This window comes from Streptococcus sp. Marseille-Q5619, from assembly GCF_946901205.1.
In the GTDB taxonomy this organism is placed as follows: Bacteria; Bacillota; Bacilli; order Lactobacillales; family Streptococcaceae; genus Streptococcus.
Genome location: NZ_CAMPPO010000004.1, coordinates 276,078 through 302,451, shown reverse-complemented (window position 1 = coordinate 302,451; position 26,374 = coordinate 276,078). Strand labels below are relative to the sequence as shown.

Annotated in this window: 35 protein-coding genes; 24 read left to right on the top strand and 11 right to left on the bottom strand. The window is 42.4% G+C overall.

All coding sequences use genetic code 11. From position 1 onward, the window contains the following. Window positions 1–50 precede the first annotated feature (50 nt). The 7 genes from OC530_RS06940 (at window position 51) to pepF (ending at window position 6,146) form a co-directional block, all read left to right on the top strand. Complete coding sequence (locus OC530_RS06940; RefSeq protein WP_049511487.1) at window positions 51–521, top strand: DUF3013 family protein; 471 nt, start codon at window positions 51–53, stop codon at window positions 519–521. Window positions 522–539: 18 nt separating this feature from the next. Beyond that, complete coding sequence (locus OC530_RS06935) at window positions 540–1,628, top strand: M50 family metallopeptidase (RefSeq protein ID WP_262080799.1); 1,089 nt, start codon at window positions 540–542, stop codon at window positions 1,626–1,628. After that, window positions 1,609–2,040 carry an NUDIX hydrolase gene (locus OC530_RS06930; RefSeq protein WP_262080797.1) on the top strand — a complete coding sequence of 144 codons (432 nt, stop codon included), beginning with the start codon at window positions 1,609–1,611 and terminating at the stop codon, window positions 2,038–2,040. Before OC530_RS06935 ends, OC530_RS06930 begins: the two co-directional genes overlap by 20 nt. After that, window positions 2,033–2,506, top strand: a complete 474-nt coding sequence (locus OC530_RS06925; protein WP_262080795.1) for a GNAT family N-acetyltransferase — start codon at window positions 2,033–2,035, stop codon at window positions 2,504–2,506. Before OC530_RS06930 ends, OC530_RS06925 begins: the two co-directional genes overlap by 8 nt. A gap of 137 nt (window positions 2,507–2,643) precedes the next feature. After that, the gene (prmA, locus tag OC530_RS06920; RefSeq protein WP_262080793.1) at window positions 2,644–3,594 is read left to right on the top strand and encodes a 50S ribosomal protein L11 methyltransferase; all 951 of its coding nucleotides are present in this window, start codon (window positions 2,644–2,646) and stop codon (window positions 3,592–3,594) included. Between the two features lies 1 nt (window position 3,595). Beyond that, window positions 3,596–4,339 (top strand): 16S rRNA (uracil(1498)-N(3))-methyltransferase, encoded by a 744-nt coding sequence (locus OC530_RS06915; RefSeq protein ID WP_164226094.1) that lies wholly within the window; start codon window positions 3,596–3,598, stop codon window positions 4,337–4,339. A 10-nt stretch (window positions 4,340–4,349) separates the two neighbouring features. Further along, complete coding sequence (gene pepF, locus OC530_RS06910; RefSeq protein ID WP_262080791.1) at window positions 4,350–6,146, top strand: oligoendopeptidase F; 1,797 nt, start codon at window positions 4,350–4,352, stop codon at window positions 6,144–6,146. Window positions 6,147–6,313: 167 nt separating this feature from the next. Here pepF and OC530_RS06905 read toward each other — a convergent pair whose 3' ends face one another. After that, window positions 6,314–6,703 carry a nuclear transport factor 2 family protein gene (locus tag OC530_RS06905; RefSeq protein WP_262080789.1) on the bottom strand — a complete coding sequence of 130 codons (390 nt, stop codon included), beginning with the start codon at window positions 6,701–6,703 and terminating at the stop codon, window positions 6,314–6,316. 150 nt (window positions 6,704–6,853) lie between these two features. Here OC530_RS06905 and OC530_RS06900 point away from each other — a divergent pair, with 150 nt between their 5' ends. Together OC530_RS06900 and OC530_RS06895 are read left to right on the top strand one after the other, a co-directional pair. After that, window positions 6,854–7,186 carry a helix-turn-helix domain-containing protein gene (locus tag OC530_RS06900; protein WP_000182730.1) on the top strand — a complete coding sequence of 111 codons (333 nt, stop codon included), beginning with the start codon at window positions 6,854–6,856 and terminating at the stop codon, window positions 7,184–7,186. Window positions 7,187–7,197: 11 nt separating this feature from the next. Beyond that, a complete protein-coding gene (locus tag OC530_RS06895) occupies window positions 7,198–7,989 on the top strand; it encodes a DUF2785 domain-containing protein (RefSeq protein ID WP_262081011.1) in 792 nt (263 codons plus the stop codon). A 107-nt stretch (window positions 7,990–8,096) separates the two neighbouring features. Here the strand turns inward: OC530_RS06895 and OC530_RS06890 are convergent, their stop codons facing one another. Continuing rightward, window positions 8,097–8,861 (bottom strand): (S)-acetoin forming diacetyl reductase, encoded by a 765-nt coding sequence (locus tag OC530_RS06890; RefSeq protein WP_000048147.1) that lies wholly within the window; start codon window positions 8,859–8,861, stop codon window positions 8,097–8,099. Between the two features lie 255 nt (window positions 8,862–9,116). On the opposite strand from OC530_RS06890, the gene OC530_RS06885 reads away from it, so the two are divergent. Then, a complete protein-coding gene (locus OC530_RS06885) occupies window positions 9,117–9,785 on the top strand; it encodes an MIP/aquaporin family protein (protein WP_173233180.1) in 669 nt (222 codons plus the stop codon). A 57-nt stretch (window positions 9,786–9,842) separates the two neighbouring features. Here the strand turns inward: OC530_RS06885 and queF are convergent, their stop codons facing one another. From queF to sstT, 9 genes are all read right to left on the bottom strand, one after another. Continuing rightward, window positions 9,843–10,334, bottom strand: a complete 492-nt coding sequence (queF, locus tag OC530_RS06880) for a preQ(1) synthase (protein WP_173233178.1) — start codon at window positions 10,332–10,334, stop codon at window positions 9,843–9,845. 18 nt (window positions 10,335–10,352) lie between these two features. After that, window positions 10,353–11,069: a 7-carboxy-7-deazaguanine synthase QueE gene (gene queE, locus OC530_RS06875; protein WP_262080779.1), complete on the bottom strand. Its 717-nt coding sequence runs from the start codon at window positions 11,067–11,069 to the stop codon at window positions 10,353–10,355. Beyond that, window positions 11,062–11,505: a 6-carboxytetrahydropterin synthase QueD gene (gene queD / locus OC530_RS06870; RefSeq protein ID WP_000464575.1), complete on the bottom strand. Its 444-nt coding sequence runs from the start codon at window positions 11,503–11,505 to the stop codon at window positions 11,062–11,064. Before queD ends, queE begins: the two co-directional genes overlap by 8 nt. Then, window positions 11,505–12,158, bottom strand: a complete 654-nt coding sequence (gene queC, locus OC530_RS06865) for a 7-cyano-7-deazaguanine synthase QueC (RefSeq protein ID WP_262080776.1) — start codon at window positions 12,156–12,158, stop codon at window positions 11,505–11,507. The genes queD and queC overlap by 1 nt, the downstream gene beginning before the upstream one ends. Window positions 12,159–12,359: 201 nt before the next feature. Then, a complete protein-coding gene (trxA, locus tag OC530_RS06860) occupies window positions 12,360–12,674 on the bottom strand; it encodes a thioredoxin (RefSeq protein ID WP_001029581.1) in 315 nt (104 codons plus the stop codon). A 15-nt stretch (window positions 12,675–12,689) separates the two neighbouring features. Beyond that, on the bottom strand, window positions 12,690–12,911 hold the full coding sequence (locus OC530_RS06855; protein ID WP_000570253.1) for a DUF4649 family protein: 222 nt from the start codon (window positions 12,909–12,911) through the stop codon (window positions 12,690–12,692). A gap of 99 nt (window positions 12,912–13,010) precedes the next feature. Beyond that, window positions 13,011–13,391 (bottom strand): MarR family transcriptional regulator, encoded by a 381-nt coding sequence (locus OC530_RS06850; RefSeq protein ID WP_112443854.1) that lies wholly within the window; start codon window positions 13,389–13,391, stop codon window positions 13,011–13,013. A 142-nt stretch (window positions 13,392–13,533) separates the two neighbouring features. After that, window positions 13,534–14,487: an aromatic acid exporter family protein gene (locus OC530_RS06845; protein WP_164226100.1), complete on the bottom strand. Its 954-nt coding sequence runs from the start codon at window positions 14,485–14,487 to the stop codon at window positions 13,534–13,536. A 173-nt stretch (window positions 14,488–14,660) separates the two neighbouring features. Beyond that, on the bottom strand, window positions 14,661–15,866 hold the full coding sequence (sstT, locus tag OC530_RS06840; protein ID WP_119943197.1) for a serine/threonine transporter SstT: 1,206 nt from the start codon (window positions 15,864–15,866) through the stop codon (window positions 14,661–14,663). Window positions 15,867–16,004: 138 nt separating this feature from the next. On the opposite strand from sstT, the gene OC530_RS06835 reads away from it, so the two are divergent. The 14 genes from OC530_RS06835 to OC530_RS06770 all read left to right on the top strand — a co-directional run bounded on the left by OC530_RS06835 (window position 16,005) and on the right by OC530_RS06770 (window position 26,271). After that, window positions 16,005–16,565 (top strand): mechanosensitive ion channel family protein, encoded by a 561-nt coding sequence (locus OC530_RS06835; RefSeq protein WP_001168881.1) that lies wholly within the window; start codon window positions 16,005–16,007, stop codon window positions 16,563–16,565. Between the two features lie 60 nt (window positions 16,566–16,625). Then, window positions 16,626–17,531 carry a magnesium transporter CorA family protein gene (locus tag OC530_RS06830; protein ID WP_173282461.1) on the top strand — a complete coding sequence of 302 codons (906 nt, stop codon included), beginning with the start codon at window positions 16,626–16,628 and terminating at the stop codon, window positions 17,529–17,531. Window positions 17,532–17,547: 16 nt separating this feature from the next. Then, on the top strand, window positions 17,548–18,075 hold the full coding sequence (locus OC530_RS06825; protein ID WP_125443532.1) for a YqeG family HAD IIIA-type phosphatase: 528 nt from the start codon (window positions 17,548–17,550) through the stop codon (window positions 18,073–18,075). A 2-nt stretch (window positions 18,076–18,077) separates the two neighbouring features. Then, window positions 18,078–19,184 carry a ribosome biogenesis GTPase YqeH gene (gene yqeH / locus OC530_RS06820; protein ID WP_173282462.1) on the top strand — a complete coding sequence of 369 codons (1,107 nt, stop codon included), beginning with the start codon at window positions 18,078–18,080 and terminating at the stop codon, window positions 19,182–19,184. A gap of 214 nt (window positions 19,185–19,398) precedes the next feature. Then, window positions 19,399–19,710 (top strand): ribosome assembly RNA-binding protein YhbY, encoded by a 312-nt coding sequence (yhbY, locus tag OC530_RS06815; protein WP_000060169.1) that lies wholly within the window; start codon window positions 19,399–19,401, stop codon window positions 19,708–19,710. A gap of 52 nt (window positions 19,711–19,762) precedes the next feature. After that, complete coding sequence (locus tag OC530_RS06810) at window positions 19,763–20,392, top strand: nicotinate-nucleotide adenylyltransferase (RefSeq protein WP_112443859.1); 630 nt, start codon at window positions 19,763–19,765, stop codon at window positions 20,390–20,392. After that, entirely contained in the window at window positions 20,392–20,985 is a 594-nt protein-coding gene (gene yqeK, locus OC530_RS06805; RefSeq protein ID WP_262080756.1) for a bis(5'-nucleosyl)-tetraphosphatase (symmetrical) YqeK, read from the top strand. Before OC530_RS06810 ends, yqeK begins: the two co-directional genes overlap by 1 nt. Continuing rightward, entirely contained in the window at window positions 20,986–21,486 is a 501-nt protein-coding gene (locus tag OC530_RS06800; protein WP_000844710.1) for a cysteine hydrolase family protein, read from the top strand. A gap of 12 nt (window positions 21,487–21,498) precedes the next feature. After that, window positions 21,499–21,852 carry a ribosome silencing factor gene (gene rsfS / locus OC530_RS06795; protein WP_001003006.1) on the top strand — a complete coding sequence of 118 codons (354 nt, stop codon included), beginning with the start codon at window positions 21,499–21,501 and terminating at the stop codon, window positions 21,850–21,852. Between the two features lie 111 nt (window positions 21,853–21,963). Next, a complete protein-coding gene (locus tag OC530_RS06790; RefSeq protein ID WP_025170714.1) occupies window positions 21,964–22,704 on the top strand; it encodes a class I SAM-dependent methyltransferase in 741 nt (246 codons plus the stop codon). A gap of 9 nt (window positions 22,705–22,713) precedes the next feature. Next, complete coding sequence (locus OC530_RS06785) at window positions 22,714–23,811, top strand: nucleotidyltransferase (RefSeq protein ID WP_262080752.1); 1,098 nt, start codon at window positions 22,714–22,716, stop codon at window positions 23,809–23,811. Between the two features lie 131 nt (window positions 23,812–23,942). Then, window positions 23,943–24,197, top strand: coding sequence for a type II toxin-antitoxin system Phd/YefM family antitoxin (locus OC530_RS06780; RefSeq protein WP_218764345.1), 255 nt, complete (start codon window positions 23,943–23,945; stop codon window positions 24,195–24,197). 3 nt (window positions 24,198–24,200) lie between these two features. Beyond that, on the top strand, window positions 24,201–24,455 hold the full coding sequence (locus OC530_RS06775) for a Txe/YoeB family addiction module toxin (RefSeq protein WP_218764346.1): 255 nt from the start codon (window positions 24,201–24,203) through the stop codon (window positions 24,453–24,455). A gap of 202 nt (window positions 24,456–24,657) precedes the next feature. Then, a complete protein-coding gene (locus OC530_RS06770) occupies window positions 24,658–26,271 on the top strand; it encodes a ribonuclease Y (protein WP_049511849.1) in 1,614 nt (537 codons plus the stop codon). The last annotated feature ends 103 nt before the right edge of the window (window positions 26,272–26,374 follow it).

Genomic DNA, 26,374 nt, shown 5'->3' with positions numbered 1-26,374 from the left:
TATTTCCGAGCAATCGGGGCGATTTAAGAGTCGCATAGAAAGAGGACAAAATGGCAACATACGGATTTTTAGATGTTTTAGAGGAAGAGTTGGAGAAGAATTTTCCCTTTGACTTTGAGATTAGTTGGGACAAGCGCAATCACGCGGTTGAAGTGAGTTTTCTATTGGAAGCGCAAAACGTTACAGGTGTGGAGATGGTAGATGAGGATGGAGAGGTTTCATCAGATGACATTCTTTTTGAGGAAGCAGTGCTTTTTTACAATCCTGCCAAATCAACAGTCAATGCAGAAGACTATTTGACGGTCATTCCTTACCTACCTAAAAAAGGATTTTCTCGTGAGTTTTTAGCTTATTTTGCGCTATTCCTCAAAGATACTGCTGAGGTTGGACTAGATGCCCTTATGGACTTTTTGGAAGACCCAGAAGCAGAAGAGTTCGTCATGGAATGGAACCAAGAAGTCTTTGAAGAAGGAAAAGTAGGCTTGGAAGAGGGAGAGTTTTATCCTTATCCGAGATACTAGGAGTTGGATGGAGATTTTATGAAGAAAATTGGGATTTATTTGGTTTATGTGCTAGCTGTTGTCTTTATTATGCTGGCTTGTGCTTGTGGAACAATCGCATTTGCAGAGTTGGGGTATTCTGCAGTTTTAGTCTTTACTTTTGGTTATGCCTTCGCTCTTCTAAGTATGTATTTAATCTTGATTCTTCATGAGCTGGGACATGCTTTTTGTGGCTACGTGACAGGCTATCGGCTGGTGGCTTTTGGGTTAGGACATTTTATTTTGACCAAAAAGTCAGGCAGGTTTCATCTTAGTAGAACAGCCATTCTGAAAAGTGTTGGTGCTCAATACATTGGTTTAAAAGAGGATGAAAGCGATCAAAGAATCATCCTGATGCTTTCAGGAGGCTTGATGGTTCATCTCAGCTTGATATTATTGGCGATAGTGTTTGGTTTTTTGACAAGAAGCTGGTATTTTGCAGGCACTTGGATTTTTCTTAATTTGTCTTTCTTCCTAAATAACATTTTGCCAGTCGGCATCACCGATGGAGCAAAAATTTGGGAATTGCTACAATACCCTGAAAATACGAAATACGCCTACCTGATGTTGAGGCATTCTGCCCAGACCTTGCTATCTCCTCAAGAATATGATTTAAAAGACTTTATCATGTCTGTTGATGAGGAGGCGAGAGGGAGTTTTGCAGAAAGTGTTCAGACTCTTCAGGGGTTGGTATTCATATTGGATGATAATATAGAGCTTGCAAAGCAACAGTTTCAGTCTGTGTTAGAGAAAACAGATAATCCAATGTCTAAAACTAGTTCTCAATTATACCTTCTTCAAATTGCTCTGATGGAAGGAGATAATAAGAAAGCGGAAGAATATGCAAGTATTCGAGGGGTCAAATCCTTTTTATCTATAAAAACAGCAGATATGCAGGTCATTCAAGCTTGGTATCAATTTAAGGTAAAGAAAGATGTAGTTCAAACTCACATGGCTATGAAGATTGCTAGACAGAAAATGAATAGCAGCCGGTTGTTACGGGATGAGAAAAGCTATTATCAAAACTGGTTAGCCGAGCTGGAAAAGGAAATGTCAGAAGGAACTGAAGATGAAACTAGAAATATCTGATTTCACAGGCTGTAAGATTGCTTTGTTTTGTGGGGATAGGCTCTTGACCATCTTACGAGATGATAAGGCAAGCATTCCCTGGCCCAATATGTGGGAACTGCCCGGCGGTGGGCGAGAGGAGGATGAAAGTCCTTTTGAGTGCGCGGCGCGTGAAGTTTTTGAGGAACTGGGAATTCATCTGACTGAGGATTGTCTGCTTTGGAGTAAGGTTTATCCAAGTATGCTCTATGAAGGTCGGCACTCTGTCTTTATGGTTGGTCAGCTAAGTCAAGAACAGTTTGACAATATCACCTTTGGAGATGAAGGACAGGGCTATCAGTTAATGAATGTTGAGGAGTTTCTTAGTTCCAGTCAAGTTGTCCCTCAGTTGCAGGAGAGATTGAGGGATTATTTGGAGGAAGAGTATGATTAGACTTGAACGAGCAGGGGCAGAGGATTTAGAAACCGTAATTGCAATTCAAAGAGCTAGTTTTAAGGCTGTTTATGATAAATACCAAGATGAATACGATCCTTATCTGGAGGACAGTGAACGAATTAAGTGGAAACTAGTCGAGCGTCCCAATAGCTATTACTACTTTGTGAAAGAAAAGGACGAAAAAATCGGATTTTTACGAGTTCAGACCAATGAAGAGTTGACGGAGGCTTGGTTGGGAACGGCAGCGATTTTGCCCCAGTATCAAGGAAAAGGGTATGGCTCTGAGGGGTTGCGCTTGCTAGAAGAGGAATTTCCAACCGTTAGACAGTGGGATTTGTGTACGGTATTACAGGATGAAGGTATGGTTGCTTTCTATGAGAAGAACGGCTACCATCAAACCCATATTGAACCTGAAAAAGAAGGCATGGATATGGTATACATGAAAAAATGCATAGAGAAATAGAAAGGATAGTTCAGTTACATTTCTAAACTGAACTCGCCCTAAACACCGTGCCAAAAAGATAAACTTCTCTTAGACACAAGCGTCTTCAGAGAATTTCCTATTTTGGATTTGTGTTTTACGGGCTTGGTATCTTAAATATGGAAACATGGCAAGAGTTAAAAGTTACAGTTAAGCGTGAGGGAGAGGAGTTGGTTTCCAATCTCTTGATCGAGCTGGGAGCGCAAGGCGTTGCGATTGAAGACAGCATGGACTATGTGGGAAATGTTGACCGCTTTGGAGAGATTTTCCCAGAGGTCGAGCAACAAGAAGAAATCGTTGTGACCGCCTACTACCCTGAAACGGTTGATGTAGCAGTGGTTGAGGCGGACTTGCAGGCCCGCTTAGCAGAATTAACGGATTTTATGGATTTGGGAGAGGTTAAAATGGTGACGACTGCCTTGGCTGAGGAAGACTGGGCAGACAACTGGAAGAAATACTATGAACCAGCTCGCATTACTCATGATTTGACCATTGTGCCGTCTTGGACAGACTATGAGGCTACTGCGGGAGAAAAGATTATCAAGCTGGATCCTGGTATGGCGTTTGGTACGGGGACGCATCCAACAACTAAGATGAGCCTCTTTGCCTTGGAGCAGGTTCTTCGTGGTGGCGAAACGGTGCTAGATGTGGGGACTGGTTCAGGAGTTCTTTCTATTGCTAGCTCGCTTCTGGGTGCCAAAGAAATTTTTGCCTACGACCTAGATGATGTGGCAGTTCGGGTTGCTCAGGAAAATATTGAGCTAAACTCTGGCATGGAAAATATCCATGTAGCAGCAGGAGACTTGCTTAAGGGAGTTGAGATTGAGGCAGATGTGATTGTAGCTAATATCTTGGCGGATATCCTCATTCATCTGACGGATGATGCTTATCGTTTGATCAAGGATGAAGGCTACCTCATCATGAGTGGGATTATCAAGGACAAGTGGGACATGGTGCGCGAGTCGGCTGAGTCAGCTGGATTTTTCCTTGAAACTCACATGGTTCAAGGGGAATGGAATGCCTGTGTCTTTAAGAAAACCAAGGATATTTCCGGTGTGATTGGAGGCTAGCATGCAACAGTATTTTGTCAAAGGCAGTGCTATCTCTCCTGTCACCATCGAGGACAAGGAAACCAGCAAACATATGTTTCAGGTTATGCGCTTGAAAGAAGATGATGAGGTGACTTTGGTCTTTGATGATGGAATTAAGCGCTTGGCGCGTGTGCTGGATGTGGAAGCCCGTCAGTTTGAGTTGGTTGAAGAGTTAGATGACAATGTGGAACTGCCAATCCAAGTGACCATCGCCTCTGGTTTTCCCAAGGGAGACAAGCTGGAATTTATTACTCAGAAAGTAACCGAACTAGGTGCCAGTCAAATCTGGGCCTTTCCTGCTGACTGGTCGGTCGCCAAATGGGATGGCAAAAAATTGGGTAAAAAGGTTGAAAAACTAGAAAAAATTGCTCTTGGAGCAGCAGAACAAAGCAAGCGTAATCTAGTACCGAGTGTCACACTTTTCGAGAAAAAATCAGATTTTCTAGCCCAACTAGACCAATTTGACCGCATCGTAGTGGCTTATGAAGAGTCGGCAAAAGAAGGTGAAGCCGCTGCGCTCTTACAAGCGGTCTCTGGTCTTGAAAAAGGAGCCAAACTGCTCTTTATCTTTGGTCCAGAAGGTGGCCTGTCACCTGCAGAAATTGAGAGTTTCGAAGCTAAGGGATCAGTCTTAGCAGGACTTGGACCTCGTATTTTGCGAGCAGAAACAGCACCACTTTACGCTTTATCAGCCCTTAGTGTTTTATTAGAATTAGAGAAATAAGAGGAAGAAAATGGAACAAAAACACCGTTCAGAATTTCCAGAGAAGGAACTTTGGGATTTAACAGCCCTATACCAAGATCGTGAGGATTTCTTACGTGCGATCGAGAAGGCTCGTGAAGACATCAACCAATTTAGTCGTGATTACAAGGGCAATCTTCATACTTTTGAGGATTTTGAAAAGGCCTTTGCGGAATTGGAACAAATCTACATTCAGATGAGCCATATTGGAAACTATGGTTTTATGCCTCAGACGACAGACTATAGCAATGAAGAATTTGCCAATATCGCCCAAGCTGGGATGGAATTTGAAACAGATGCCAGTGTAGCCTTGACCTTCTTTGACGATGCCTTGGTGGAAGCTGATGAGGAAGTCTTGGATCGTTTGGGTGAATTACCTCATTTGACGGCGGCCATTCGTCAGGCAAAAATCAAAAAAGCCCACTACTTAGGGGCTGATGTGGAGAAGGCATTGACCAATTTAGGAGAAGTTTTCTACAGTCCGCAGGACATTTACACTAAGATGCGAGCTGGGGATTTTGAAATGGCTGACTTTGAAGCCCATGGCAAGACCTACAAAAACAGCTTTGTTACCTATGAAAACTTCTACCAAAACCATGAGGATGCTGAGGTTCGTGAGAAATCCTTCCGTTCCTTCTCAGAGGGACTTCGTAAGCACCAAAATACGGCCGCTGCAGCCTATCTAGCCCAAGTCAAGTCTGAAAAACTACTAGCAGATATGAAGGGTTACGACTCAGTCTTTGATTATCTCCTGGTTGAGCAAGAAGTGAACCGTGCTATGTTTGATCGTCAGATTGACCTCATCATGAAGGATTTTGCGCCCGTTGCTCAGAGATACCTCAAGCATGTTGCCAAGGTAAATGGTCTTGAAAAGATGACCTTTGCAGACTGGAAATTGGATTTGGATAGTGCCCTCAATCCTCAAGTGACCATTGACGACGCCTATGATTTGGTCATGAAGTCGGTAGAACCTTTGGGACAAGAATATTGTCAGGAAGTTGCTCGCTATCAAGAAGAGCGCTGGGTGGACTTTGCTGCCAATAGTGGTAAGAATTCTGGTGGCTATGCGGCAGACCCATATCGCGTGCATCCTTATGTCCTCATGAGCTGGACAGGCCGTTTGAGCGATGTCTATACCTTGATTCATGAAATTGGGCATTCTGGTCAATTCATCTTTTCAGATAATCACCAAAGCTACTTCAACGCCCATATGTCGACCTACTATGTTGAAGCGCCGTCAACCTTCAATGAATTGCTTCTCAGTGACTACTTGGAGCACCAGTCTGACGACCCTCGTCAAAAACGCTTTGCTCTTGCTCACCGCTTGACAGACACCTACTTCCATAACTTTATCACTCACCTTTTGGAAGCAGCCTTCCAGCGTAAGGTGTATACATTGATTGAAGAAGGAGAAACCTTTGGAGCAAGTAAACTCAACAGTATTATGAAGGAAGTCTTGACGGATTTCTGGGGAGATGCCATTGAAATTGACGATGATGCAGCTTTGACTTGGATGCGCCAAGCTCACTACTACATGGGCTTGTATAGTTACACTTACTCAGCAGGACTAGTCATCTCGACTGCTGGTTACCTCCATTTGAAACATTCAGAAACTGGAGCTGAAGACTGGCTCAAACTTCTCAAATCAGGTGGTAGCAAGACACCACTTGAGTCAGCTATGATTATCGGTGCTGATATTTCAACAGATAAACCACTCCGTGATACAATTCAATTCTTGTCAGACACAGTTGACCAGATCATCGCTTACAGTGCCCAGTTGGGAGAGTAAATTAAAAGAGTCTGGGACAAAAGTCTAACCTTAAATATAAAAAGCGAACAAAACGAGTTATCTGAAACTCAGAATTCTGTCTTGTTCGCTTTTTTTCTAATCTATCGATTTAAAAATTTAGAATAAAGAATTCCTAAAATCAAAATTTTTTGTCCTGGCCTCTTAAATTATCCCCAAAAGCTATCTTCTTCAGCTTGATCTGAAGAGAAGAGCCAAACTTCTTTGATTTTTCCGTCTTCAATGCGGAAGAGTTCAATCCCGTTCATATTGAGTTCAGTACCATCAGCACGTGTTCCAAGAAAAGTAACATTAGCTGCGATTAAATCCTTATTGTCAGAAACCCAATTTGTTATCACCTTAAAGGTTCCATTGGTTTTCTCAGCAAATGTAGCCAAGTGAGGTCCTAGCTTGTCCTTACCAACAACTGTACCAGATATACTATGAGTACCAGGTTGATGCCAGATAATATCATCTGCCATCGTTTCAAAGACACCAGGAAAGTCACCAGCAATTAAAGCTTGGTTATAAGCGTTGAAAATTTCTAAGTTTGTTGACATATCTATTCTCCATTTCTTTTTTATGATATAATTGTAACAGTTACAAACAAAAAAACAAGTAGACACTTTTTCGATAGCTAGTATCAAAAGTGGTACTTTTATTGATACTAAAAGATAAATTTTTTTAAAAAAATAGAAAGAAGATATTTTATGACAAATAAAGTGAGTGAGTATGGTATTTGTCCATTTGCGACAACGCAGAGGGTTTTAACGGGGAAATGGGCACTGGTAATCATTTATCAGTTGAGTACGGGTACCAAACGATTTAAAGAATTGCAGAGATTATTGCCTGGGATTACTCAAACTATTTTGACCCGTCATCTCCGTCAATTAGAAAAGGATAAGATTGTTCAACGAAAGGTCTATGCCGAAGTTCCACCACGAGTTGAGTACAGCTTAACCGAAATGGGGCAGGAATTCAGAGTTGTTTTAGATGCTGTCGAGAAATGGGGTCTAGATTATATCAAGTTGCTAGAAATGTAGAGGTATTGACCATGTATCAAGAGTTACTCAGAAAAATAGCAGAAGAAAAACCAAGTTATCATGAGGAAGAAATCCAATGGTTGCTTGACCATTTGGGAGATTCTTCTCCAGAAATTCGCGATGAGCTTGTTTTTACAAGCTTTGCTAGGGGGATTCAGGAAGAGCTATTTACACAGGAACAATTTTATTTCATTGCTGAAGGGATTTCATCTGATGGAGGGTTAGATAAAGAGATTGATAAGGTAGGCTTGTCAACCCTTGAACGTTCTTTTAGGGCGCTTATTTATGTAAATCTCTTGTCTGCGGATGCCAACCAGCAATCGATTTTTTATCAGGAATTAAATGCAGGAATTCGTAATGTCCTTTTAAATCAAGGTTTGTGTTATCTTTCAAAAGAAAAGGATACAAGGGGTTTTTCAAGTCAATATGGTTGGGTTCATGCTTTTGCACATGGAGCCGATTTACTGACAGAGGTGGTTTGTCATCCAGACTTTCCTAAAAACAGAATTCATGAAGTATTTGACATACTTGATCATTTATTTAAAAGAATTACCATTCGTTTTACAGATGATGAAGATTGGCGTTTAGCCAGAGTGCTTTATGAACCGATTTTACAAGGGAAGTTGGAGCAAGAGCAAGTGACTTCTTGGATAAAAACTGTTGATTTTCCGATAGAAGAAAGGAAAGATTTTTATAAATTTTCCAACTTCAGATCCTGTCTGTTGGAAGTCTATGTCCAACTTGACCAGAGAAATAGTTTACAAGATGACTTGAAAGAAGCTATCCAGTCTTTTCAATACTAGAGATAAGCTAATAGTACTTATTGAAAGAGTTTCTATTGTATCCTCCTAACTAATAATGAAAACTAACAAAAGAGGTTGAATCATTTTCCAACCTCTTTTTGTGTATCTTAATGGAATTGCATACCACCATCAACGATAATGGTTTGTCCTGTAATGTAGTTTGAATCTGGTCCTGCAAGGAAGCTGACGGCAGCAGCCACATCTTCTGGTTCAGATAGACGTTTTAGAGTAATATCTTTTGCAAATGTCTGCATACCCCATTCGTCATCTTTTCCTGCATTTTTACCAACTTCATGAGCGATGTCGTACATCATTGGTGTTTTCACAATACCTGGTGCGTAGGCGTTAACAGTGATGCCTGAGTCTGCTAAATCACGTGCTAATGTTTGCGTAATTCCGCGAACAGCAAATTTGGTTCCACCATAAACAGTTAGATTTGGATTACCGACTACACCAGCTTGAGAGGTTGCGTTGATAATTTTACCTCCGTGGCCAAGTGCTTTAAATTGTGCTTGTGCAGCTTGTGAACCCCAAATGACACCACCAACGTTGATACCGAAAGTGCGTGTAAATTGTTCCTCAGTAATTGTATCAAGAGGAGTAGTGGGAGCAACACCAGCGTTATTTACGACAACATTCAAATCACCAAAATGGTCAACAACCTTTTGAAATGCTTGTGCAACTTCTGCCTGTTTCGAAACATCGGCCACGACAGCAAAGGCATTTTCAGCTGATAATTCGGCAACAGCTTTTTCAGCTGTTTCGGGATTGTAGTCTAAGACTCCTACCTTAAAGCCATCTTGAACCAATCGTTTTGCGATTGCAAAACCGATTCCTTGACCTGCACCTGTGACAATAGCAACTTTAGACATATGATTCCTCCTTGGTATCCACGATACCATTTAAACGTTCATAAAAGAACAGCAAAGTTGTAAAAATTAGTTCAAATTAGGGACTGAATAACTAATTAGAACTATATTGACATTATATAACTTTAGAAAAAATGTTTCAAATAAATGCTACCGTTTTTATAGAATTCTATCCTGAAAATTTCCAATCAATTTTCTTGAAACCTTTTCCCTCTTTTGATAGACTAGTATCTAGTTTTTGAAAAAAGGAGAAAGAGAATGAAAAAATTTGTCGCTGAGTTAATCGGTACGTTCATGCTTGTGTTCGTTGGGACAGGGGCTGTTGTTTTTGGAAATGGTCTTGATGGCCTTGGTCACCTTGGAATCGCCTTTGCCTTTGGTTTGGCAATCGTGGTGGCAGCCTACTCAATCGGAACTGTTTCAGGTGCTCACTTGAACCCGGCTGTTTCGATTGCTATGTTTGTTAACAAACGTTTGTCATCTTCAGAACTTGTAAACTACATCCTTGGTCAGGTTGTTGGAGCTTTCATCGCTTCTGGCGCAGTCTTCTTCCTCTTGGGTAATTCAGGTATGTCAACTGCTAGCCTTGGTGAAAATGCCTTGGCAAACGGTGTCACTGTCTTTGGTGGTTTCTTGTTTGAAATCATCGCAACTTTCTTGTTTGTCTTGGTTATCATGACTGTGACTTCAGAAAGTAAGGGCAATGGCGCGATTGCTGGTTTGGTAATCGGTTTGTCATTGATGGCGATGATTCTTGTCGGATTGAAGATTACTGGACTTTCAGTAAACCCAGCTCGTAGCTTGGCACCAGCTGTCTTGGTAGGCGGCGCAGCCCTTCAACAAGTTTGGATTTTCATCCTTGCACCAATCGCTGGTGGAGTTCTTGCAGCCCTTGTTGCGAAAAACTTCCTTGGAACAGAAGAATAATTGAAACTCAAAAAGCCTTGCTCCTCATCTTGAGGAACAGGGCTTTTTCGTATGAGTTTAGCGGTTGTCAATTTTCTCTGGATAAAGGTCGTGTTGGAAGAGGCGTTGTTCTGCCAAGCCTTCAAACTTAGTTCCAGGTTTACCGTAGTTGTAGTAGGGGTCGATTGAAATGCCACCGCGCGGAGTGAATTTTCCCCAGACTTCTAAATAGCGAGGGTCTAGCAAGTTGACCAAGTCTTTCCCGATGGTGTTGATACAGTTTTCGTGGAAATCTCCGTGGTTTCGGTAACTAAAGAGGTAGAGTTTGAGGGATTTTGACTCAACACAGAGCTTGTCAGGGATGTAGGAAATATAGATAGTCGCAAAGTCTGGCTGAGCGGTAATAGGGCAAAGCGAGGTAAATTCAGGACAGTTAAATTTGATAAAATAGTCATTTTCCACATGACGATTGTCAAAAGATTCGAGGACATCTGGTTGATAGTCAAAGATATAGTTGGTTTCTTTGTTGCCGAGGAGGCTTAGGTTTTTCATTTCTTCTTGTTGTGACATGATTTTTTCTTTCTAATCTTAAACACCACGTTGGTTATCGTAGAGGAGGGTATGGAGTTGAGGAAGGACGCGGACATTGCCCCAGCTATCGTCAGTAGCGACGCGTTCCCAGAGTTCTTTGAGACGGTTCAGTTGATCTTGGATAATATTGCCTGTGGCCTTGGGCTCAGGATTTCCAGCCGATAAGAAGAGGACATCTGGTTGGTAGCGTTCTTGTATTCCTTTAGCAAAGGCTAAATCTGCATCATCAAAGACAGGGATTTTAAAGGTGACCTTGTCTGGATCCAGTTGGGAAACGATAAAGTCCAAGGTCTCAAAGTTGACTTCCATCTTGGATGAAGGAGGTTTGGGACTCAGGGTGACTTGGTCGATGTCTTTTAACCAATTTTGCCAGCGAGAACCTTGAGTCTCGACAGCAAGGGTGACACCGCGTTCCTTGAGCTTAGTGACCAATTCGGCCATATTGGCTGCTAGGATGGCAGGATTTCCACCAGATAGGGTTACATAGTCGTAGCTCCCCAATTTATCCAAGGCAGCAATGACCTCATCAGCAGTCATACGAGTTGGCTTTTCAGAACCATCCCAAGTAAAGGCAGAGTCGCACCAGTCGCAGTAGTAGTCGCAACCTGCAGTGCGGACAAACATGGTTTTCTGCCCAATAGCACGGCCTTCGCCTTGAAAGGTTGGGCCAAAAATTTCCAAAACTGGTAGTTTGAGGACACGTTCCCTAGTCATCTAACCACTCCCGTCTAAACTCCGCAAAGGCAGTCGGAGTCTCATAGAGGCGAACGTATTCCAAACGGAGACCACGCTCGTCTGGCAACTCTTGACTCATAGTTTGGAAAATCCAGTAAACCATATTTTCAGCAGTCGTGTTCATATAGGGCAGGGTTTCATTGAGATAGCGATGATCCAAGTGGGGCTCTAAGTAGTTCTTGTAGATTGCTTTGATGTCTCCGAAATCGTAGGTCATGCCCCGTTCATCTAAAAATCCACTGACAGCAATCTGCAGATGATAGGTGTGGCCGTGCAGGGATTTGCATTTTCCCTCATAGTGAAAGAGGTGGTGGGCAGCATCGAAGGTAAATTCTTTTGATACCAAGGTTCTGTGAGGATTGTAGACAAGAGACTCCCCAGTTTCCTGTTTAATTTCTTTGGGTGCAAAAAACATTAGTCTTCTCCTTTCTGTGAGAGATAAACATCTAACCCATGTTGACGTAGGTGGCAGGCTGGGCAATCTCCACAGCCACTCCCGATAATTCCGTTGTAGCAGGTTAATGTCTTTTCACGAACATAGTCAAAGGCACCGAGTTGGTCGGCTAATTCCCAAGTTTCAGCCTTGTCTAGCCACATGAGAGGCGTTTGGATAACGAAGTCGTAATCCATGGCAAGGTTGAGAGTAACATTAAGGGATTTGACAAAGACATCCCGACAATCGGGGTAGCCTGAGAAGTCTGTCTCGCAGACACCTGTCACGATGTCTTTAATGCCCCGTTGCTTAGCAAGAACAGCCGCAAAGGATAGAAAGAGGTGGTTGCGACCATCAACGAAGGTATTGGGAATCTCTCCTTCTTTTTGCTCAATCTCCATATCAGAGGTCAGGGCATTTTCAGTGATTTGTCCCAGCAGAGACATATCTAGGATGTGATGGCGAATCCCCTGTTCCTTAGCGATTTCTTGGGCAACTTGAATTTCAAGATGGTGGCGTTGGCCATAGGCAAAGGTGACAGCTTCGACTGTTTCATAGTGTTCTTTAGCCCAAAAGAGGCAGGTTGTAGAATCTTGACCGCCACTAAAGACGACCAAGGCAGATTGACGTTTCATAGTACTCCTTCCAAAATGGGAAATGTTCAGAGCACGCAAAAAGCTCCCTTGAGGGAGCTAAAAAATACCAAGTCAAGGTTTTTTTTAGCGATGGCATGTCCCAAACATCGTAATATTCTACTTACAGTCTAGCATATTTTTTGAAAAATGGCAAAGAGCAAGAAAAAAGAGACCAAAGAAAGTACTTGGTCTCTAGTTTGATTAGCTCAATTCAGCAACGATGGCCTTGATTTGTTCTGCTGTGTGAACACCAGCAACTTGTTTGACAACTTGGCCGTCTTTTTTGAAGAGAAGAGTTGGGATAGACATGATTCCAAAAGCACGAGCTGTGTTTGGATTTTCATCAACGTCCATTTTAACGATTTTCAAGACATCTTCTGAAAGTTCTTCAGACAATTTATCCAAGATTGGACCTTGCATACGACATGGACCACACCAAGTTGCCCAGAAGTCTACCAAGACCAAACCGTCTTTTGTTTCTTGTTCGAATGTTGCATCTGTAATTGCTTTTGCCATTGTATTTCTCCTTTTTTAGTTATATTGGCTTAAATCTTGTTTCTTGAGATAGAAGAAGATGTCTCCATAAGTCCCATGGTAGTCCAAATCATGACCCTTATAAGTCAATTTTTGGACAGGGTAGTAGTCTGCGACGCCGATAAGGCAAGCTTGCTGCGAACGATCAAAGTCTTCATAAGACTCGAAAGTCACAGTTCTTTCGTTCTTGCTGGCATCTAAATAGGTGATTTCAATCATGTTTAAAACTCCTTTGTTTAATGATGACTTTATTTTACTCCTTGTAGAAGAGAATGTCAAGAAAAATGATTGCGCACGCAACTTTTTTCTAAAATCATCTCAAATCAAGAAATCCAAACCAGTTTCCAAGCTTGCTTCGACAGCCTTTTGTAGCGAGGTCAGTGTCTTTTGCCCATCACTTGTCAGGCAGATAAAACTAGAGCGTCTATCTTGATGGCAACACATGCGACTGAGCAGACCGCAATTTTTAGCTTCCAAACGAGCCACCATCCGAGAAACAGCGCTCGGGCTCAGATGAAGCTTATCTGGCAGGTCAATCTGGCGTAGAGATTTTTCTTCAGCCAAGTCCAGATAGTAGAGCAGGTAAAACTCTTTCAAGGTCAGACTTTGCTCGCTCTTCTGGGCAATGGTCTCTTCCAAGAGACTTTCAATTTCTTTCTGACGCCGATTGAAGTCAAACCATTTTTCCAAATAGGTCATAGTATCTCCTTTCTTTTTAGAGTTGTAAATAGAAGAAAGTCCATTTACGGACAGTCTCTGCATCACAAGATGATTGTGCATGCAATAATTATACTACTTTTCAAAAGAGCTAGCAAGTTCTGTTTTTTAGTGGTTTTCTTTTTTACTGTCCATATTTTTGGTAAAAATCAACTTTTACTTGGATGAAGGTTTTGGCTTCACGTAGGAGTTGAAGAAGGGTGGCACGGGTTTCAAATTCGTCTCTTGTCTTGGGCAGACTGCGGTTCCGGAAGACTTCCAGATAGCGTTCAATTTCATCTAGCAAATCAGAAGCAGGATTGGTCTGGCTTAGTTGACTAGCAATTTTTGAAAAGAGTTGGGCCAAAATCAGGCTTTCACTGGCAGCTAGGTGACAGGTGTTGATTTGGTGGGCCATATTTCGCAGGATACGACTTTGTCGCTGTCTCATCTCAAAGTAGTGGATATGGTAGTCGGTTTGGTGAAAGAGGTGGTCAGAGTGATCCAAATAGACCAGTCTGAGGGCTTCTTCTAAAAGTGTGTCTAATTCCTCTACCAACTGTGCTCGGTTGCGTCCATCCCCTCTGGATAAATAATATTTGAAACGCTGGAGGATATCTTTTAACTTTTCTTCCACCAGCGTGTGGTAGTGCTGGATTTCCTCTTCTCGTGAAGGCATGTAGAGATTGACCAGTAAGGCAAATCCTGTACCGATAGCAAAGAGAAGGAATTCATTGACTAGAAGGTCTGGAGAGGTTGATTTTTGCACCAAGAGATGGCTAACCAACACGCTACTTGGTGTGATGCCAATTTCCCAGCCCATCTTATAGGCCAGGGGAACATAGAGGGCTAGATAGAGGCCGAGGCTCCAGATATGAAATCCGCTCAGGTGAAAAGCTAGAACACCGATAGCCAGAGCTAGGAGCATGGAAAAGAGTCGATTGCGAGCCAGTTTTAAAGTACTTCTACGCGTATCAGATAGGCTCAAGAGAGCGATAATTCCGGCCGAAACTGCTGAGGAAAGATTGAGAAAATAAGCAAGCAGGCAGGCAAGGCAGGTAGCTAAGATGAGCTTGGTCGTACGTTGGCTAATAGACATAAGAATTTCCTGATAATACTCAATGAAAATCAAAGAGCAAACTAGGAAGCTAGCCGTAGGCAGTACTTGAGTACGGCAAGGCGAAGCTGACGTGGTTTGAATTTGATTTTCGAAGAGTATAAGTTAGAATAAAAGAGCAAAAGACAAAACCTGAGCAGGCTTGCCTTTATGAGTTATTTTTTACGGGCTGCTGCGTATTCGGCAACGGCGGTAAAGAGAACATCTGTAGAAGAGTTAAGGGCTGTTTCACATGAGTCTTGGATGACCCCAATCACAAATCCAACCCCAACAACTTGCATGGCAATATCGTTAGAAATACCGAAAAGGCTACAAGCAACTGGGATAAGAAGGAGGGAACCTCCCGCAATACCAGAAGCACCACAGGCTGAGATAGCTGCTACTACACTGAGGACAAAGGCTGTGGCAAAGTCAACAGGGATTCCCAGAGTATTTACTGCAGCAAGGGTCAAAACGTTAATGGTAATCGCTGCCCCTGCCATGTTGATAGTAGAACCAAGTGGGATAGAAACAGAATAGGTATCTGGGTTTAGCCCGAGGTCATGGCAGAGTTTCATGTTGACAGGAATGTTAGCCGCAGAACTACGAGTGAAGAAGGCTGTCACACCGCTGACACGGAGGCAGTTCCAAACTAGAGGGTAAGGATTGCGTCTCATAAAGAAGAAGGCAATCAAAGGGTTGACCACAAGGGCAACAAAAAGCATAGTCGTTACTAATAGAACCAATAAAATACCGTAGTTGGCAAGGCTTCCGATTCCCTTATCGGAAATAGTTTTGAAGACAAGACCAAGGATTCCAAATGGAGCCAGGTTGATGATCCATTCGACAATTTTAGAAGTCACGTCAGCGATAGTTTTTAGCAATTCTTTACTATTTTTGCTGGCTTCTCTCATGGCAATTCCGAAAACAACTGCCCAAGATAGGATACCGATGTAGTTGGCAGTAATGAGGGCATTGACTGGATTGTCAACCAGTTTGAGCAAGAGGTTGCTGAGGACCTGCCCAATCCCATCTGGTGGTGCAATTTCAGTATTGGCACTATTTAGGGTAATTTCAATAGGGACGATGAAACTTGCTAGTACAGCTACAAGAGCAGCAGCGAAAGTCCCTAGGATATACAAGAAAATAACAGTTTTCATATTGCTATCTTGCCCCTTTTGATGTTGGGAAAGGGCATTGGCAACGAGGGCAAAGACTAGGATAGGAGCAACAGCTTTTAGACCTCCGACGAATAAATCCCCGAGTAGCCCAATTCCTGAGAGATTAGGAAGGGTCAGTCCTAGGATTCCCCCACAAAGCATACCAATCAAGATACGCTTGACAAGGCTTGCCTTATTCCAAGCATGAATGATTCTTTTCATAATAATCTCCTTTTTATGTAGTGATTATGATTATAGTATAAATGATAGGCAAAATCAAGAATTTTCTGTCTATTTTTTGAATATTTATGGAGAATGAGACCGATAAAAGTATGGTATAATGAAATAAAGGAGTTTTATATGCAAAAATTTATTCAAGCTTATATTGAAAAGCTAGATGTGACAACTATTATCGAGAATATTCTCACCAAGATCATTTCTCTTTTACTGCTTTTGATTGTATTTTATATTGCTAAAAAAATGCTTCATACTATGGTGCAGAGAATTGTCAAACCTTCTCTAAAAATGTCTCATCATGATGTCGGGCGCCAAAAGACTATTGCGCGTTTACTAGAAAATGTGTTTAATTATACGCTATATTTCTTTTTACTCTACTGTATTTTATCGATTTTAGGCTTACCTGTATCTAGTTTGTTGGCTGGAGCTGGGATTGCTGGGGTGGCCATTGGGATGGGAGCCCAAGGTTTTCTGTCTGATGTCATCAATGGCTTTTTCATCCTTTTTGAACGTCAACTGGATGTGGGAGATGAGGTCGTTCTGACAAATGGTCCTATTACTGTATCGGGCAAGGTCGTCAGCGTGGGAATTCGTACGACCCAGCTTCGTAGCGAGGAGCAAGCCCTTCACTTTGTCCCTAACCGAAATATCACGGTTGTTAGCAATTTCTCACGCACAGACTAGACCTGTTATTTTAAGTAATTTGTGGTACAATAGAAAGAGTTTAATAAAGGAGAAAAAAAGATGTTTTTAGAAAAGCAGTTGGGCAATGGTTGTATTTGGATAGACCTTGATGTGGATAAGATTAAAAATATGGAAGATCTTTCTGACATCTATGGATTGGACAAGGAAACCATTGAGTATGCTCTGGATAGAAATGAACGAGCTCATATGGATTATAACCGTGAAACGGAGACGGTAACCTTTATTTATAATGTTCTTGATTTAGAAAAAGACAAAGAATATTATGAAGCGATTCCCATGACCTTTATCGTCGAAAGACAACGAATGATTACCATCAGCAACCATAAGAATGCTTATGTCATTGATCAGATGTCAGCTTATCTGGATAGCCATGAGTCGCTTTCTATTTACAAGTTTCTCTTTGCTGGTTTAGAGATTATCAGTAACGCTTATTATCCTGTCATTGAAGAGATGGATAAAAGTAAGGACGAAATTAGTGCCTTGCTACGTCAAACTACAACAAAGAAAAATCTCTTCGCCCTCTCTGACTTGGAGACTGGTATGGTTTACTTGACAGCAGCAGCAAAACAAAATCGACTCCTCTTGGAACATATCCAGGGCCATGCTCTTTATCGGAGATTTAATGATGTCGAACGAGAGCAGTTTGATGATGCCATGATTGAAGCCCATCAGTTGGTGTCTATGACAGACTTGATTTCTCAAGTCTTGCAACAACTCTCAGCTTCTTACAACAACATCCTAAACAATAACTTGAATGATAGTTTGTCAATTTTGACTATTATCTCCGTCTTACTAGCAGTACTTGCGGTTATTACAGGTTTCTTCGGAATGAATGTTCCTCTACCATTTACAGAAGAGCCAAATGCTTGGATTTATATCTTAATGGCTAGCTTGATTTTATGGGCAGCCTTATCTCAATGGATGAAGAAAATTACTAGAAAATAAAAGAGAAGGAGCCAGAATGGCGATTGAAAATTACATGCCAGATTTTGCTGTGGAAGCAGTTTATGATCTGACAGTCCCAAGCCTGCAGGCGCAGGGAATCAAGGCTGTTTTGGTCGATTTGGATAATACCCTCATTGCTTGGAACAACCCTGATGGGACGCCAGAGATGAAGCAATGGCTACATGATCTTCGGGACGCGGGCATTCGCATTATCGTAGTCTCAAATAACACTAAGAAACGCGTCCAAAGAGCAGTTGAGAAGTTTGGAATTGATTACGTCTATTGGGCTCTGAAACCCTTCACATTTGGGATTGACCGTGCCATGAAGGAATTCCACTATGAGAAAAGCGAAGTGGTCATGGTTGGCGACCAGCTCATGACAGATATACGAGCAGCCCACCGTGCTGGCATTCGCTCGATTTTAGTCAAACCCTTGGTCCAACATGACTCGATTAAAACACAGATTAACCGAGCTCGTGAGCGTCGTGTGATGCGAAAAATCACTGAAACGTACGGACCGATTACATATAAAAAAGGAATTTAACTATGGAAGAAATTCTCTGTATTGGTTGTGGAGCAACCATTCAGACGACAGACAAGGCTGGTCTTGGCTTTACTCCCCAGTCGGCACTCGAAAAAGGTTTGGAGACTGGCGAAGTCTATTGCCAACGCTGTTTCCGTCTCCGCCACTACAATGAAATCACGGATGTCCAGTTGACGGACGATGATTTCCTCAAACTCTTGCACGAGGTGGGAGATAGTGATGCCTTGGTGGTCAATGTCATTGACATCTTTGACTTTAATGGCTCTGTTATCCCAGGTTTGCCACGTTTTGTATCGGGTAATGATGTCCTCTTGGTCGGGAATAAAAAAGATATCCTGCCTAAGTCAGTTAAGCCGAGCAAGATTAGCCAGTGGCTCATGGAACGTGCCCACGAAGAAGGTCTTCGTCCAGTCGATGTCGTCCTAACTTCAGCACAAAACAAATATGCCATTAAGGAAGTCATCGACAAGATTGAACACTACCGTAAGGGCCGTGATGTCTATGTGGTCGGTGTGACCAACGTTGGAAAATCAACTCTAATCAATGCCATTATCCAAGAAATCACGGGTGATCAGAATGTCATTACGACTTCGCGTTTCCCAGGGACAACCTTGGATAAGATTGAGATTCCGCTTGACGACGGATCTTATATCTACGATACGCCGGGGATTATCCACCGCCACCAGATGGCCCACTACTTGACGGCCAAAAACCTCAAGTATGTCAGCCCTAAAAAGGAAATCAAACCTAAAACCTATCAGCTCAATCCTGAACAAACTCTATTTTTAGGTGGTCTCGGACGTTTTGACTTCATTGCGGGTGAGAAGCAAGGTTTCACTGCCTTCTTTGACAATGAATTGAAACTCCATCGTACTAAGCTTGAAGGCGCTGGTGCTTTCTACGACAAGCACCTTGGAACTCTTCTAACCCCACCAAATAGCAAGGAAAAAGAAGATTTTCCAAAACTAGTCCAACATGTCTTTAACATTAAGGACAAGACAGACCTAGTCATCTCTGGACTCGGCTGGATTCGCGTAACAGGCACCGCAAAAGTCGCCGTCTGGGCACCAGAAGGCGTCGCCGTCGTCACACGAAAAGCAATTATTTAAACACAGAAAGGAAAGGGTTTTCTGAACTCGGACGAGCAGGGCGAGCCCCATAGGGAATACTTTTCGCTGTGGTGCTAGTTGGTACAAGTGATTGTACCAACTGCGGAAAATTTGAGACCTTAGGCTCAAATTTTAGTCATGAAAGTCCGAAGGACTTTGCTGACGTCCGTCACCACTTCAGAAAAGTATAAAAAGAAACTCTTTTAAAGAAATTATGTCATTAACATCAAAACAACGTGCCTTCCTCAACAGTCAGGCACACACCCTCAAACCCATCATCCAAATCGGGAAAAATGGACTCAACGACCAAATCAAAACCAGCGTCCGTCAGGCTCTTGATGCCCGTGAATTGATCAAGGTTACTCTTTTGCAAAACACCGATGAAAATATCCACGAAGTAGCTGAAATTTTGGAAGAAGAAATCGGTGTGGATACAGTCCAAAAAATCGGACGCATCTTGATTTTGTTTAAACAATCCAGCAAGAAAGAGAATCGCAAGATTTCTAAAAAAGTCAAAGAAATTTGACCCCCATACTCCAAACAACTGTTTTTTACAGAGAAATAAAGGAGACTAGCCTATGGCAATCGAATTATTGACTCCCTTTACTAAGATAGAGTTGGAGCCAGAAATCAAGGAGAAAAAACGCAAACAAGTTGGGATTTTAGGGGGGAATTTTAACCCTGTTCACAATGCCCATCTTATTGTTGCGGATCAAGTACGCCAGCAGTTGGGATTGGACCAGGTTCTGCTCATGCCTGAATACCAACCTCCTCATGTAGATAAAAAGGAAACCATCCCTGAACACCATCGTCTCAAGATGCTTGAGTTGGCGATTGAGGGGATTGAAGGACTAGCCATTGAAACCATTGAGTTGGAGCGCAAGGGCATTTCTTACACCTACGACACCATGAAGCTTCTAACTGAGAAGAATCCAGATACAGATTATTATTTTATCATCGGTGCCGACATGGTGGACTATCTGCCCAAGTGGTACCGAATTGATGAACTGGTAGATATGGTTCAGTTTGTGGGAGTTCAGCGCCCACGCTACAAGGCAGGGACTTCCTATCCAGTTATCTGGGTGGATGTACCTCTCATGGATATCTCATCCAGCATGGTGCGTGACTTCCTTGCCCAAGGACGGAAACCCAACTTTCTCCTACCTCAGCCGGTGCTAGACTACATCGAGAAGGAGGGTCTCTACTAATGGACTATCAAGACTATATCAACTGCTCTCGTGAGACTTTGTTGGAAAAAATGGCAGAGCTTCTACCTGAAAAACGTTTAACCCATTGCTTGGGTGTGGAGCGTGCAGCCATAGAACTAGCCCAACGATTTGGAGTAGATGCCGAGAAAGCTGGTCTAGCAGGTCTTCTTCATGACTATGCTAAAAAGCTGTCAGATCAGGAATTTCTAGACTTGATTGATCGTTATCAGCTGGATCCTGACCTCAAAAACTGGGGCAATAATGTCTGGCATGGTATGGTCGGAATTTACAAGATTCAAGAAGACTTGGATTTGCATGATCCAGAAATCCTGCGAGCCATTGAAATCCATACAGTCGGGGCGGCTCAGATGACAGACTTAGATAAGGTTATCTATGTAGCAGACTATATCGAGCATAATCGTGCCTTTCCAGGAGTTGATGTGGCACGTGAGATTGCAAGTCTATCACTTAATAAGGCAGTAGCTTATGAGACAGCTCGCACTGTGGAGCATCTAGCTCATCAGGGATTTGCCATCTATCCCCAAACCCTTGAAACCTATAACGCCTTTGTGCACTATTTGAAAGAGGACTAAATGAAGACGGCTTTTATAATCATTGATGTTCAGAATGTTTTAGTAGAAACTGGGTTCCAGACAAAAAGTCTATTGGAAAAAATTTCTTATTTACAAAACCAGGCTAGAAGCAAGAATATTGAAATTATCTATGTTCAACATATTGAGAACTCTGAAGCTCAAACATCAGAAGATTGGCAGTTATCTGCGCTTTTAAATCGAAAAACTGATGAAAAGGTCTTTCAGAAGAAGTATAACAGTATTTTCAAAGAAACTGGCTTAAAAGAATACTTGGATAAACAGGGGATTGAAAAATTAGTTTTATGTGGTATGCAGACAGAATATTGTGTGGATACCTCTGTCAAGGTTGCCTTTGAATATGGCTATAAGCTGATTATTCCAGAAGGTGCTGTCACAACCTTTGATGGGGATGACATTCCAGCAGAAACGATTAATGAATTTTATGAGGGCATTTGGGAGGGGCGCTTTGCAGATGTCCTAGATTACAAACATATTTTCTAAAAAGAGGACTAAATGAACGAAAAAGAATTACTAGAACTAGTCGTGAAAGCGGCTGATGAGAAACGTGCGGAGGATATCCTCGCACTTGACGTACAAGATTTGACTAGTGTGACGGATTACTTTGTTATTACTAGTTCAATGAATAGCCGTCAGTTGGACGCTATCGCTGATAATATCCGTGAAAAAGTAGCGGAAGCAGGCTTTAAAGGCAGTCATGTCGAAGGAGATGCGGCTGGAGGCTGGGTCTTGCTAGACCTCGGTGCTGTTGTCGTGCATGTCTTTTCAGAAGAAATGCGTGCCCACTATAACTTAGAAAAACTATGGCATGAGGCAAATTCAGTAGATATTTCAGAAGCTCTTGCTTAGAAGATGAACTCAGTTGTAGTCAACTGGGTTTCTTTGCTTATTTTAAAAGGAATGTGATAGAAAGGTATAGGGCGAGTGGTGTTTGCCATGGAGGCTCTTGGTATCATGATTATGGCAACTTATGAAACTTTTGCGGCGGTCTATGATGCGGTTATGGATGACAGTTTATACGATAAATGGACTGATTTTTCTCTGCGTCATTTGCCTAAGACCAAGGAGAAAAAGAAACTTTTGGAATTGGCTTGTGGGACAGGTATCCAGTCTGTTCGCTTCTCTCAGGCTGGTTTTGATGTGACTGGACTTGACTTGAGTGGGGATATGTTGAAGATTGCGGAGAAGAGAGCGACTTCAGCCAAGCAAAAGATTGATTTTATTGAAGGCAATATGCTGGATTTGTCCAAGGCAGGTCAATATGATTTTGTCACTTGTTATTCGGACTCAATCTGTTACATGCAGGATGAGGTGGAAGTCGGGGACGTTTTTAAAGAAGTCTATAATGCTCTCAACGAAGATGGTGTCTTTATCTTTGATGTGCATTCGACCTACCAGACGGACGAGGTTTTTCCAGGCTATTCCTACCATGAAAATGCGGAAGATTTCGCTATGCTTTGGGATACCTATGAGGATGCGACGCCTCACTCCATCGTGCATGAGTTGACTTTCTTTGTCAAGGAAGCGGATGGCTCCTTTAGTCGTCACGATGAAGTGCATGAGGAGCGGACCTATGAGGTCTTGACCTATGATATTTTGCTGGAACAGGCCGGATTTAAGTCTTTCAAACTCTATGCAGACTTTGAGGATAAAGAGCCTACAGAAACTAGCACCCGTTGGTTTTTTGTCGCGCAGAAGTAGGAGATTACTATGACCATCACGGGTATTATCGCGGAGTTTAATCCTTTTCATAATGGACACAAATACCTGCTGGATCAGGCTGAGGGGCTGAAAATCGTAGCCATGTCAGGGAATTTCATGCAGCGTGGCGAGCCTGCTATTGTGGATAAGTGGACAAGGGCCCAGATGGCACTGGAAAATGGCGCAGACTTGGTAGTGGAATTGCCATTTTTAGTCAGTGTTCAGGCGGCGGATTTCTTCGGTCAAGGAGCTGTGGATATCTTGATACGCTTGGGCATTGATAGTCTAGTTTTTGGGACGGAGGAAGTTCTAGATTACCAGAAAATCGCTGACTTATATACAGAGCAGGCTACTAAGATGGAGAAATTTGTGGAAAATCTGCCTGACTCTCTCTCTTATCCTCAGAAAACTCAGGTCATGTGGAAGGAATTTGCTGGTCTTGATTTTTCTGGCAATACGCCCAACCATGTCCTTGCTCTGGCCTATGTCAAGGCGGTTGCTGGACGAAACATCAAGCTGCATCCGATTCAGCGTCAGGGGGCTGGCTATCATTCTGTGGATAAGGATGTGGACTTTGCTTCGGCGACAGCCCTTCGTCAGCACCAAAGGGACAAAAATTTCTTAGAACGTTTTATGCCTTCGGTTGACCTCTTTGAAAATGCTAATAAGGTGAGTTGGGACGACTATTTTCCCTTGCTCCGCTATCAAATCTTGTCAAATCCCGACTTAACCACCATCTATCAGGTCAATCAAGAAATGGCTGTGCGCATTAAAGAGGTTATTAAAACAGCCCAGTCTGTGGAAGACTTGGTTAAGGAGGTTGCGACCAAACGTTACACCAAGGCGCGTGTCAGACGCCTCTTGACCTATATCTTGGTGCAGGCCAGAGAAAGTGACTTACCAGAAGCTATTCATGTTCTTGGCTTTACTGAAAAAGGCAGGCAACACCTCAAGTCCTTGAAGGGACAGGTCAATCTAGTCAGCCGAATTGGCAAAGAACCTTGGGATGCTATGACCCAAAAAGCAGACCAGATTTACCAACTGGGAAAATCAAGTATAGCAGAGCAGAATTTTGGAAGAGTGCCGATAAGAATAGAAACAAACTAAGTCTACTGAAAGGTGGACTTTTTGAGATTTTTTACGAATAAATAGATAGAAAAGAAAATCTTGTACAAGTTCCTGACAAATTCTTTCTTTTCGTGTATAATAGTGGAAAAGAGGTAAAACGAGGTATGGTTATGGAAGCAGTTCTTTACTCAACATTCCGAAATCATTTAAAAGACTACATGAAAAAGGTAAATGATGAATTTGAGCCTTTGACGGTGGTCAATAAAAATCCAAACGAGGACATTGTAGTTCTTTCAAAGAGCGAATGGGACAGTATTCAGGAAACCTTGAGAATCACTCAAAATAAGGAGTTATCAGATAAGGTTTTGCGAGGAATGGCTCAAGTCCGTGCTGGAAGTACTCAGATCCATGTTATTGAGGAGTAAGAAATGCTGCTCAAGTTTACAGAAGATGCCTGGGCAGATTATTGCTACTGGCAAACTCAGGACAAGAAAACGTTAAAAAGAATCAATAAACTAATCAAGGATATTCAACGTGATCCCTTTACAGAAATAGGTAAGCCAGAACCACTCAAGTATGACTACCAAGGAGCCTGGTCACGTCGTATCGACGCAGAAAATCGCTTGATTTATATGATGGATGGGGATAGCGTGGCTTTCTTGTCTTTCAAAGATCATTACTAAGTCTACTGTGAAGTAGGCTTTTTCTCAAATCTTTACTAAACTAGGATTTCTAAGAAATAGAGATTACGCTAATAAATTAAAGGTAATTAAACTCCAATTTCCCCAAAACATATTCTATTTTAGGTTTGTGAAAATCACTTTTTTATGGTAGAATGTAAAAGAATGTATGTCATTCGGAATAACAATAAAATGAGGTAAAAACATGGAAATCATGTCGCTTGCGATTGCTGTTTTTGCCGTCATCATTGGTTTAGTCATTGGATATGTCAGCATCTCAGCTAAGATGAAATCATCTCAGGAAGCTGCAGAGTTGATGCTTTTAAATGCTGAACAAGAAGCAACTAATTTACGTGGACAAGCTGAGCGTGAAGCAGATTTACTTGTTAATGAAGCCAAGCGTGAAAGCAAGTCTCTTAAAAAAGAAGCACTATTGGAGGCCAAAGAAGAAGCCAGAAAATACCGTGAAGAAGTGGACGCTGAATTCAAATCAGAACGTCAAGAACTCAAACAAATCGAAAGTCGTTTGACAGAGAGAGCTACTAGCCTCGACCGTAAGGACGACAATTTGACGAGTAAAGAACAAACACTTGAACAAAAAGAACAAAGTATTTCTGATAGAGCGAAAAACCTTGATGCGCGTGAAGAGCAATTAGAGGAAGTCGAAAGACAAAAAGAAGCAGAGTTAGAGCGTATTGGTGCCCTGTCTCAGGCAGAAGCACGAGATATTATCTTGGCTCAGACAGAGGAAAACTTGACCAAGGAGATTGCTAGCCGTATTCGCGAAGCTGAGCAAGAGGTTAAGGAACGTTCTGACAAAATGGCCAAGGACATCCTGGTTCAAGCTATGCAACGTATCGCTGGTGAATATGTAGCGGAGTCAACAAACTCAACGGTTCATCTGCCAGACGATACTATGAAGGGACGCATTATTGGTCGTGAAGGTCGTAACATTCGTACCTTTGAAAGTTTGACAGGGGTTGATGTCATTATCGACGATACACCGGAAGTGGTAACCTTGTCAGGATTTGACCCGATTCGTCGTGAGATTGCCCGTATGACTATGGAAATGTTGCTCAAAGATGGTCGTATCCACCCAGCTCGTATCGAAGAGTTGGTTGAGAAAAACCGTCAAGAGATTGACAATAAGATCCGTGAATACGGTGAGGCAGCGGCCTATGAGATTGGTGCGCCAAACCTTCATCCAGACTTGATGAAGATTATGGGACGTTTGCAGTTCCGTACTTCTTATGGACAAAATGTCTTGCGTCATTCGATTGAGGTTGCTAAGTTGGCTGGTATCATGGCGAGCGAACTTGGTGAAAATGCGGCTCTTGCCCGTCGTGCTGGATTCCTTCACGATATCGGGAAAGCCATTGACCGCGAGGTTGAAGGTAGCCACGTTGAAATCGGTATGGAATTGGCCCGTAAGTACAAGGAACACCCAGTTGTAGTGAATACGATTGCTAGTCACCACGGCGATGTAGAACCTGAAAGCGTCATTGCAGTGATCGTTGCTGCGGCAGATGCCTTGAGTGCAGCCCGTCCAGGTGCTCGTAGTGAGTCTCTTGAAAGCTACATCAAGCGTCTTCATGATTTGGAAGAAATTGCTAACGGCTTTGAAGGGGTACAAACTAGCTTTGCCCTTCAAGCAGGTCGTGAAATCCGCATCATGGTCAATCCAGGACAAATCAAGGACGACAAAGTCACAATCTTGGCTCATAAAGTTCGTGAGAAAATTGAAAACAATCTCGATTACCCAGGAAATATCAAGGTAACCGTGATTCGCGAGCTTCGTGCAGTAGATTATGCTAAATAAATAAGAAAGAGCAGTTGAAAAATTACTGCTTTTTTGTTACACTAGATAGAAAGACTGTAAAGGATAATCTGGCTTTTGCCATTATTCTAGAGAAATGTTATTT

What these genes read in the sequence shown, in the direction of transcription:
- OC530_RS06940 (WP_049511487.1), top strand. Translation starts at nt 51, where the DNA reads ATGGCAACATACGGATTTTTAGATGTTTTAGAGGAAGAGTTGGAGAAG.
- OC530_RS06935 (WP_262080799.1), top strand. Translation starts at nt 540, where the DNA reads ATGAAGAAAATTGGGATTTATTTGGTTTATGTGCTAGCTGTTGTCTTT.
- OC530_RS06930 (WP_262080797.1), top strand. Translation starts at nt 1,609, where the DNA reads ATGAAACTAGAAATATCTGATTTCACAGGCTGTAAGATTGCTTTGTTT.
- OC530_RS06925 (WP_262080795.1), top strand. Translation starts at nt 2,033, where the DNA reads ATGATTAGACTTGAACGAGCAGGGGCAGAGGATTTAGAAACCGTAATT.
- prmA (WP_262080793.1), top strand. Translation starts at nt 2,644, where the DNA reads ATGGAAACATGGCAAGAGTTAAAAGTTACAGTTAAGCGTGAGGGAGAG.
- OC530_RS06915 (WP_164226094.1), top strand. Translation starts at nt 3,596, where the DNA reads ATGCAACAGTATTTTGTCAAAGGCAGTGCTATCTCTCCTGTCACCATC.
- pepF (WP_262080791.1), top strand. Translation starts at nt 4,350, where the DNA reads ATGGAACAAAAACACCGTTCAGAATTTCCAGAGAAGGAACTTTGGGAT.
- OC530_RS06905 (WP_262080789.1), bottom strand. Translation starts at nt 6,703, where the DNA reads ATGTCAACAAACTTAGAAATTTTCAACGCTTATAACCAAGCTTTAATT.
- OC530_RS06900 (WP_000182730.1), top strand. Translation starts at nt 6,854, where the DNA reads ATGACAAATAAAGTGAGTGAGTATGGTATTTGTCCATTTGCGACAACG.
- OC530_RS06895 (WP_262081011.1), top strand. Translation starts at nt 7,198, where the DNA reads ATGTATCAAGAGTTACTCAGAAAAATAGCAGAAGAAAAACCAAGTTAT.
- OC530_RS06890 (WP_000048147.1), bottom strand. Translation starts at nt 8,861, where the DNA reads ATGTCTAAAGTTGCTATTGTCACAGGTGCAGGTCAAGGAATCGGTTTT.
- OC530_RS06885 (WP_173233180.1), top strand. Translation starts at nt 9,117, where the DNA reads ATGAAAAAATTTGTCGCTGAGTTAATCGGTACGTTCATGCTTGTGTTC.
- queF (WP_173233178.1), bottom strand. Translation starts at nt 10,334, where the DNA reads ATGTCACAACAAGAAGAAATGAAAAACCTAAGCCTCCTCGGCAACAAA.
- queE (WP_262080779.1), bottom strand. Translation starts at nt 11,069, where the DNA reads ATGACTAGGGAACGTGTCCTCAAACTACCAGTTTTGGAAATTTTTGGC.
- queD (WP_000464575.1), bottom strand. Translation starts at nt 11,505, where the DNA reads ATGTTTTTTGCACCCAAAGAAATTAAACAGGAAACTGGGGAGTCTCTT.
- queC (WP_262080776.1), bottom strand. Translation starts at nt 12,158, where the DNA reads ATGAAACGTCAATCTGCCTTGGTCGTCTTTAGTGGCGGTCAAGATTCT.
- trxA (WP_001029581.1), bottom strand. Translation starts at nt 12,674, where the DNA reads ATGGCAAAAGCAATTACAGATGCAACATTCGAACAAGAAACAAAAGAC.
- OC530_RS06855 (WP_000570253.1), bottom strand. Translation starts at nt 12,911, where the DNA reads ATGATTGAAATCACCTATTTAGATGCCAGCAAGAACGAAAGAACTGTG.
- OC530_RS06850 (WP_112443854.1), bottom strand. Translation starts at nt 13,391, where the DNA reads ATGACCTATTTGGAAAAATGGTTTGACTTCAATCGGCGTCAGAAAGAA.
- OC530_RS06845 (WP_164226100.1), bottom strand. Translation starts at nt 14,487, where the DNA reads ATGTCTATTAGCCAACGTACGACCAAGCTCATCTTAGCTACCTGCCTT.
- sstT (WP_119943197.1), bottom strand. Translation starts at nt 15,866, where the DNA reads ATGAAAAGAATCATTCATGCTTGGAATAAGGCAAGCCTTGTCAAGCGT.
- OC530_RS06835 (WP_001168881.1), top strand. Translation starts at nt 16,005, where the DNA reads ATGCAAAAATTTATTCAAGCTTATATTGAAAAGCTAGATGTGACAACT.
- OC530_RS06830 (WP_173282461.1), top strand. Translation starts at nt 16,626, where the DNA reads ATGTTTTTAGAAAAGCAGTTGGGCAATGGTTGTATTTGGATAGACCTT.
- OC530_RS06825 (WP_125443532.1), top strand. Translation starts at nt 17,548, where the DNA reads ATGGCGATTGAAAATTACATGCCAGATTTTGCTGTGGAAGCAGTTTAT.
- yqeH (WP_173282462.1), top strand. Translation starts at nt 18,078, where the DNA reads ATGGAAGAAATTCTCTGTATTGGTTGTGGAGCAACCATTCAGACGACA.
- yhbY (WP_000060169.1), top strand. Translation starts at nt 19,399, where the DNA reads ATGTCATTAACATCAAAACAACGTGCCTTCCTCAACAGTCAGGCACAC.
- OC530_RS06810 (WP_112443859.1), top strand. Translation starts at nt 19,763, where the DNA reads ATGGCAATCGAATTATTGACTCCCTTTACTAAGATAGAGTTGGAGCCA.
- yqeK (WP_262080756.1), top strand. Translation starts at nt 20,392, where the DNA reads ATGGACTATCAAGACTATATCAACTGCTCTCGTGAGACTTTGTTGGAA.
- OC530_RS06800 (WP_000844710.1), top strand. Translation starts at nt 20,986, where the DNA reads ATGAAGACGGCTTTTATAATCATTGATGTTCAGAATGTTTTAGTAGAA.
- rsfS (WP_001003006.1), top strand. Translation starts at nt 21,499, where the DNA reads ATGAACGAAAAAGAATTACTAGAACTAGTCGTGAAAGCGGCTGATGAG.
- OC530_RS06790 (WP_025170714.1), top strand. Translation starts at nt 21,964, where the DNA reads ATGGCAACTTATGAAACTTTTGCGGCGGTCTATGATGCGGTTATGGAT.
- OC530_RS06785 (WP_262080752.1), top strand. Translation starts at nt 22,714, where the DNA reads ATGACCATCACGGGTATTATCGCGGAGTTTAATCCTTTTCATAATGGA.
- OC530_RS06780 (WP_218764345.1), top strand. Translation starts at nt 23,943, where the DNA reads ATGGAAGCAGTTCTTTACTCAACATTCCGAAATCATTTAAAAGACTAC.
- OC530_RS06775 (WP_218764346.1), top strand. Translation starts at nt 24,201, where the DNA reads ATGCTGCTCAAGTTTACAGAAGATGCCTGGGCAGATTATTGCTACTGG.
- OC530_RS06770 (WP_049511849.1), top strand. Translation starts at nt 24,658, where the DNA reads ATGGAAATCATGTCGCTTGCGATTGCTGTTTTTGCCGTCATCATTGGT.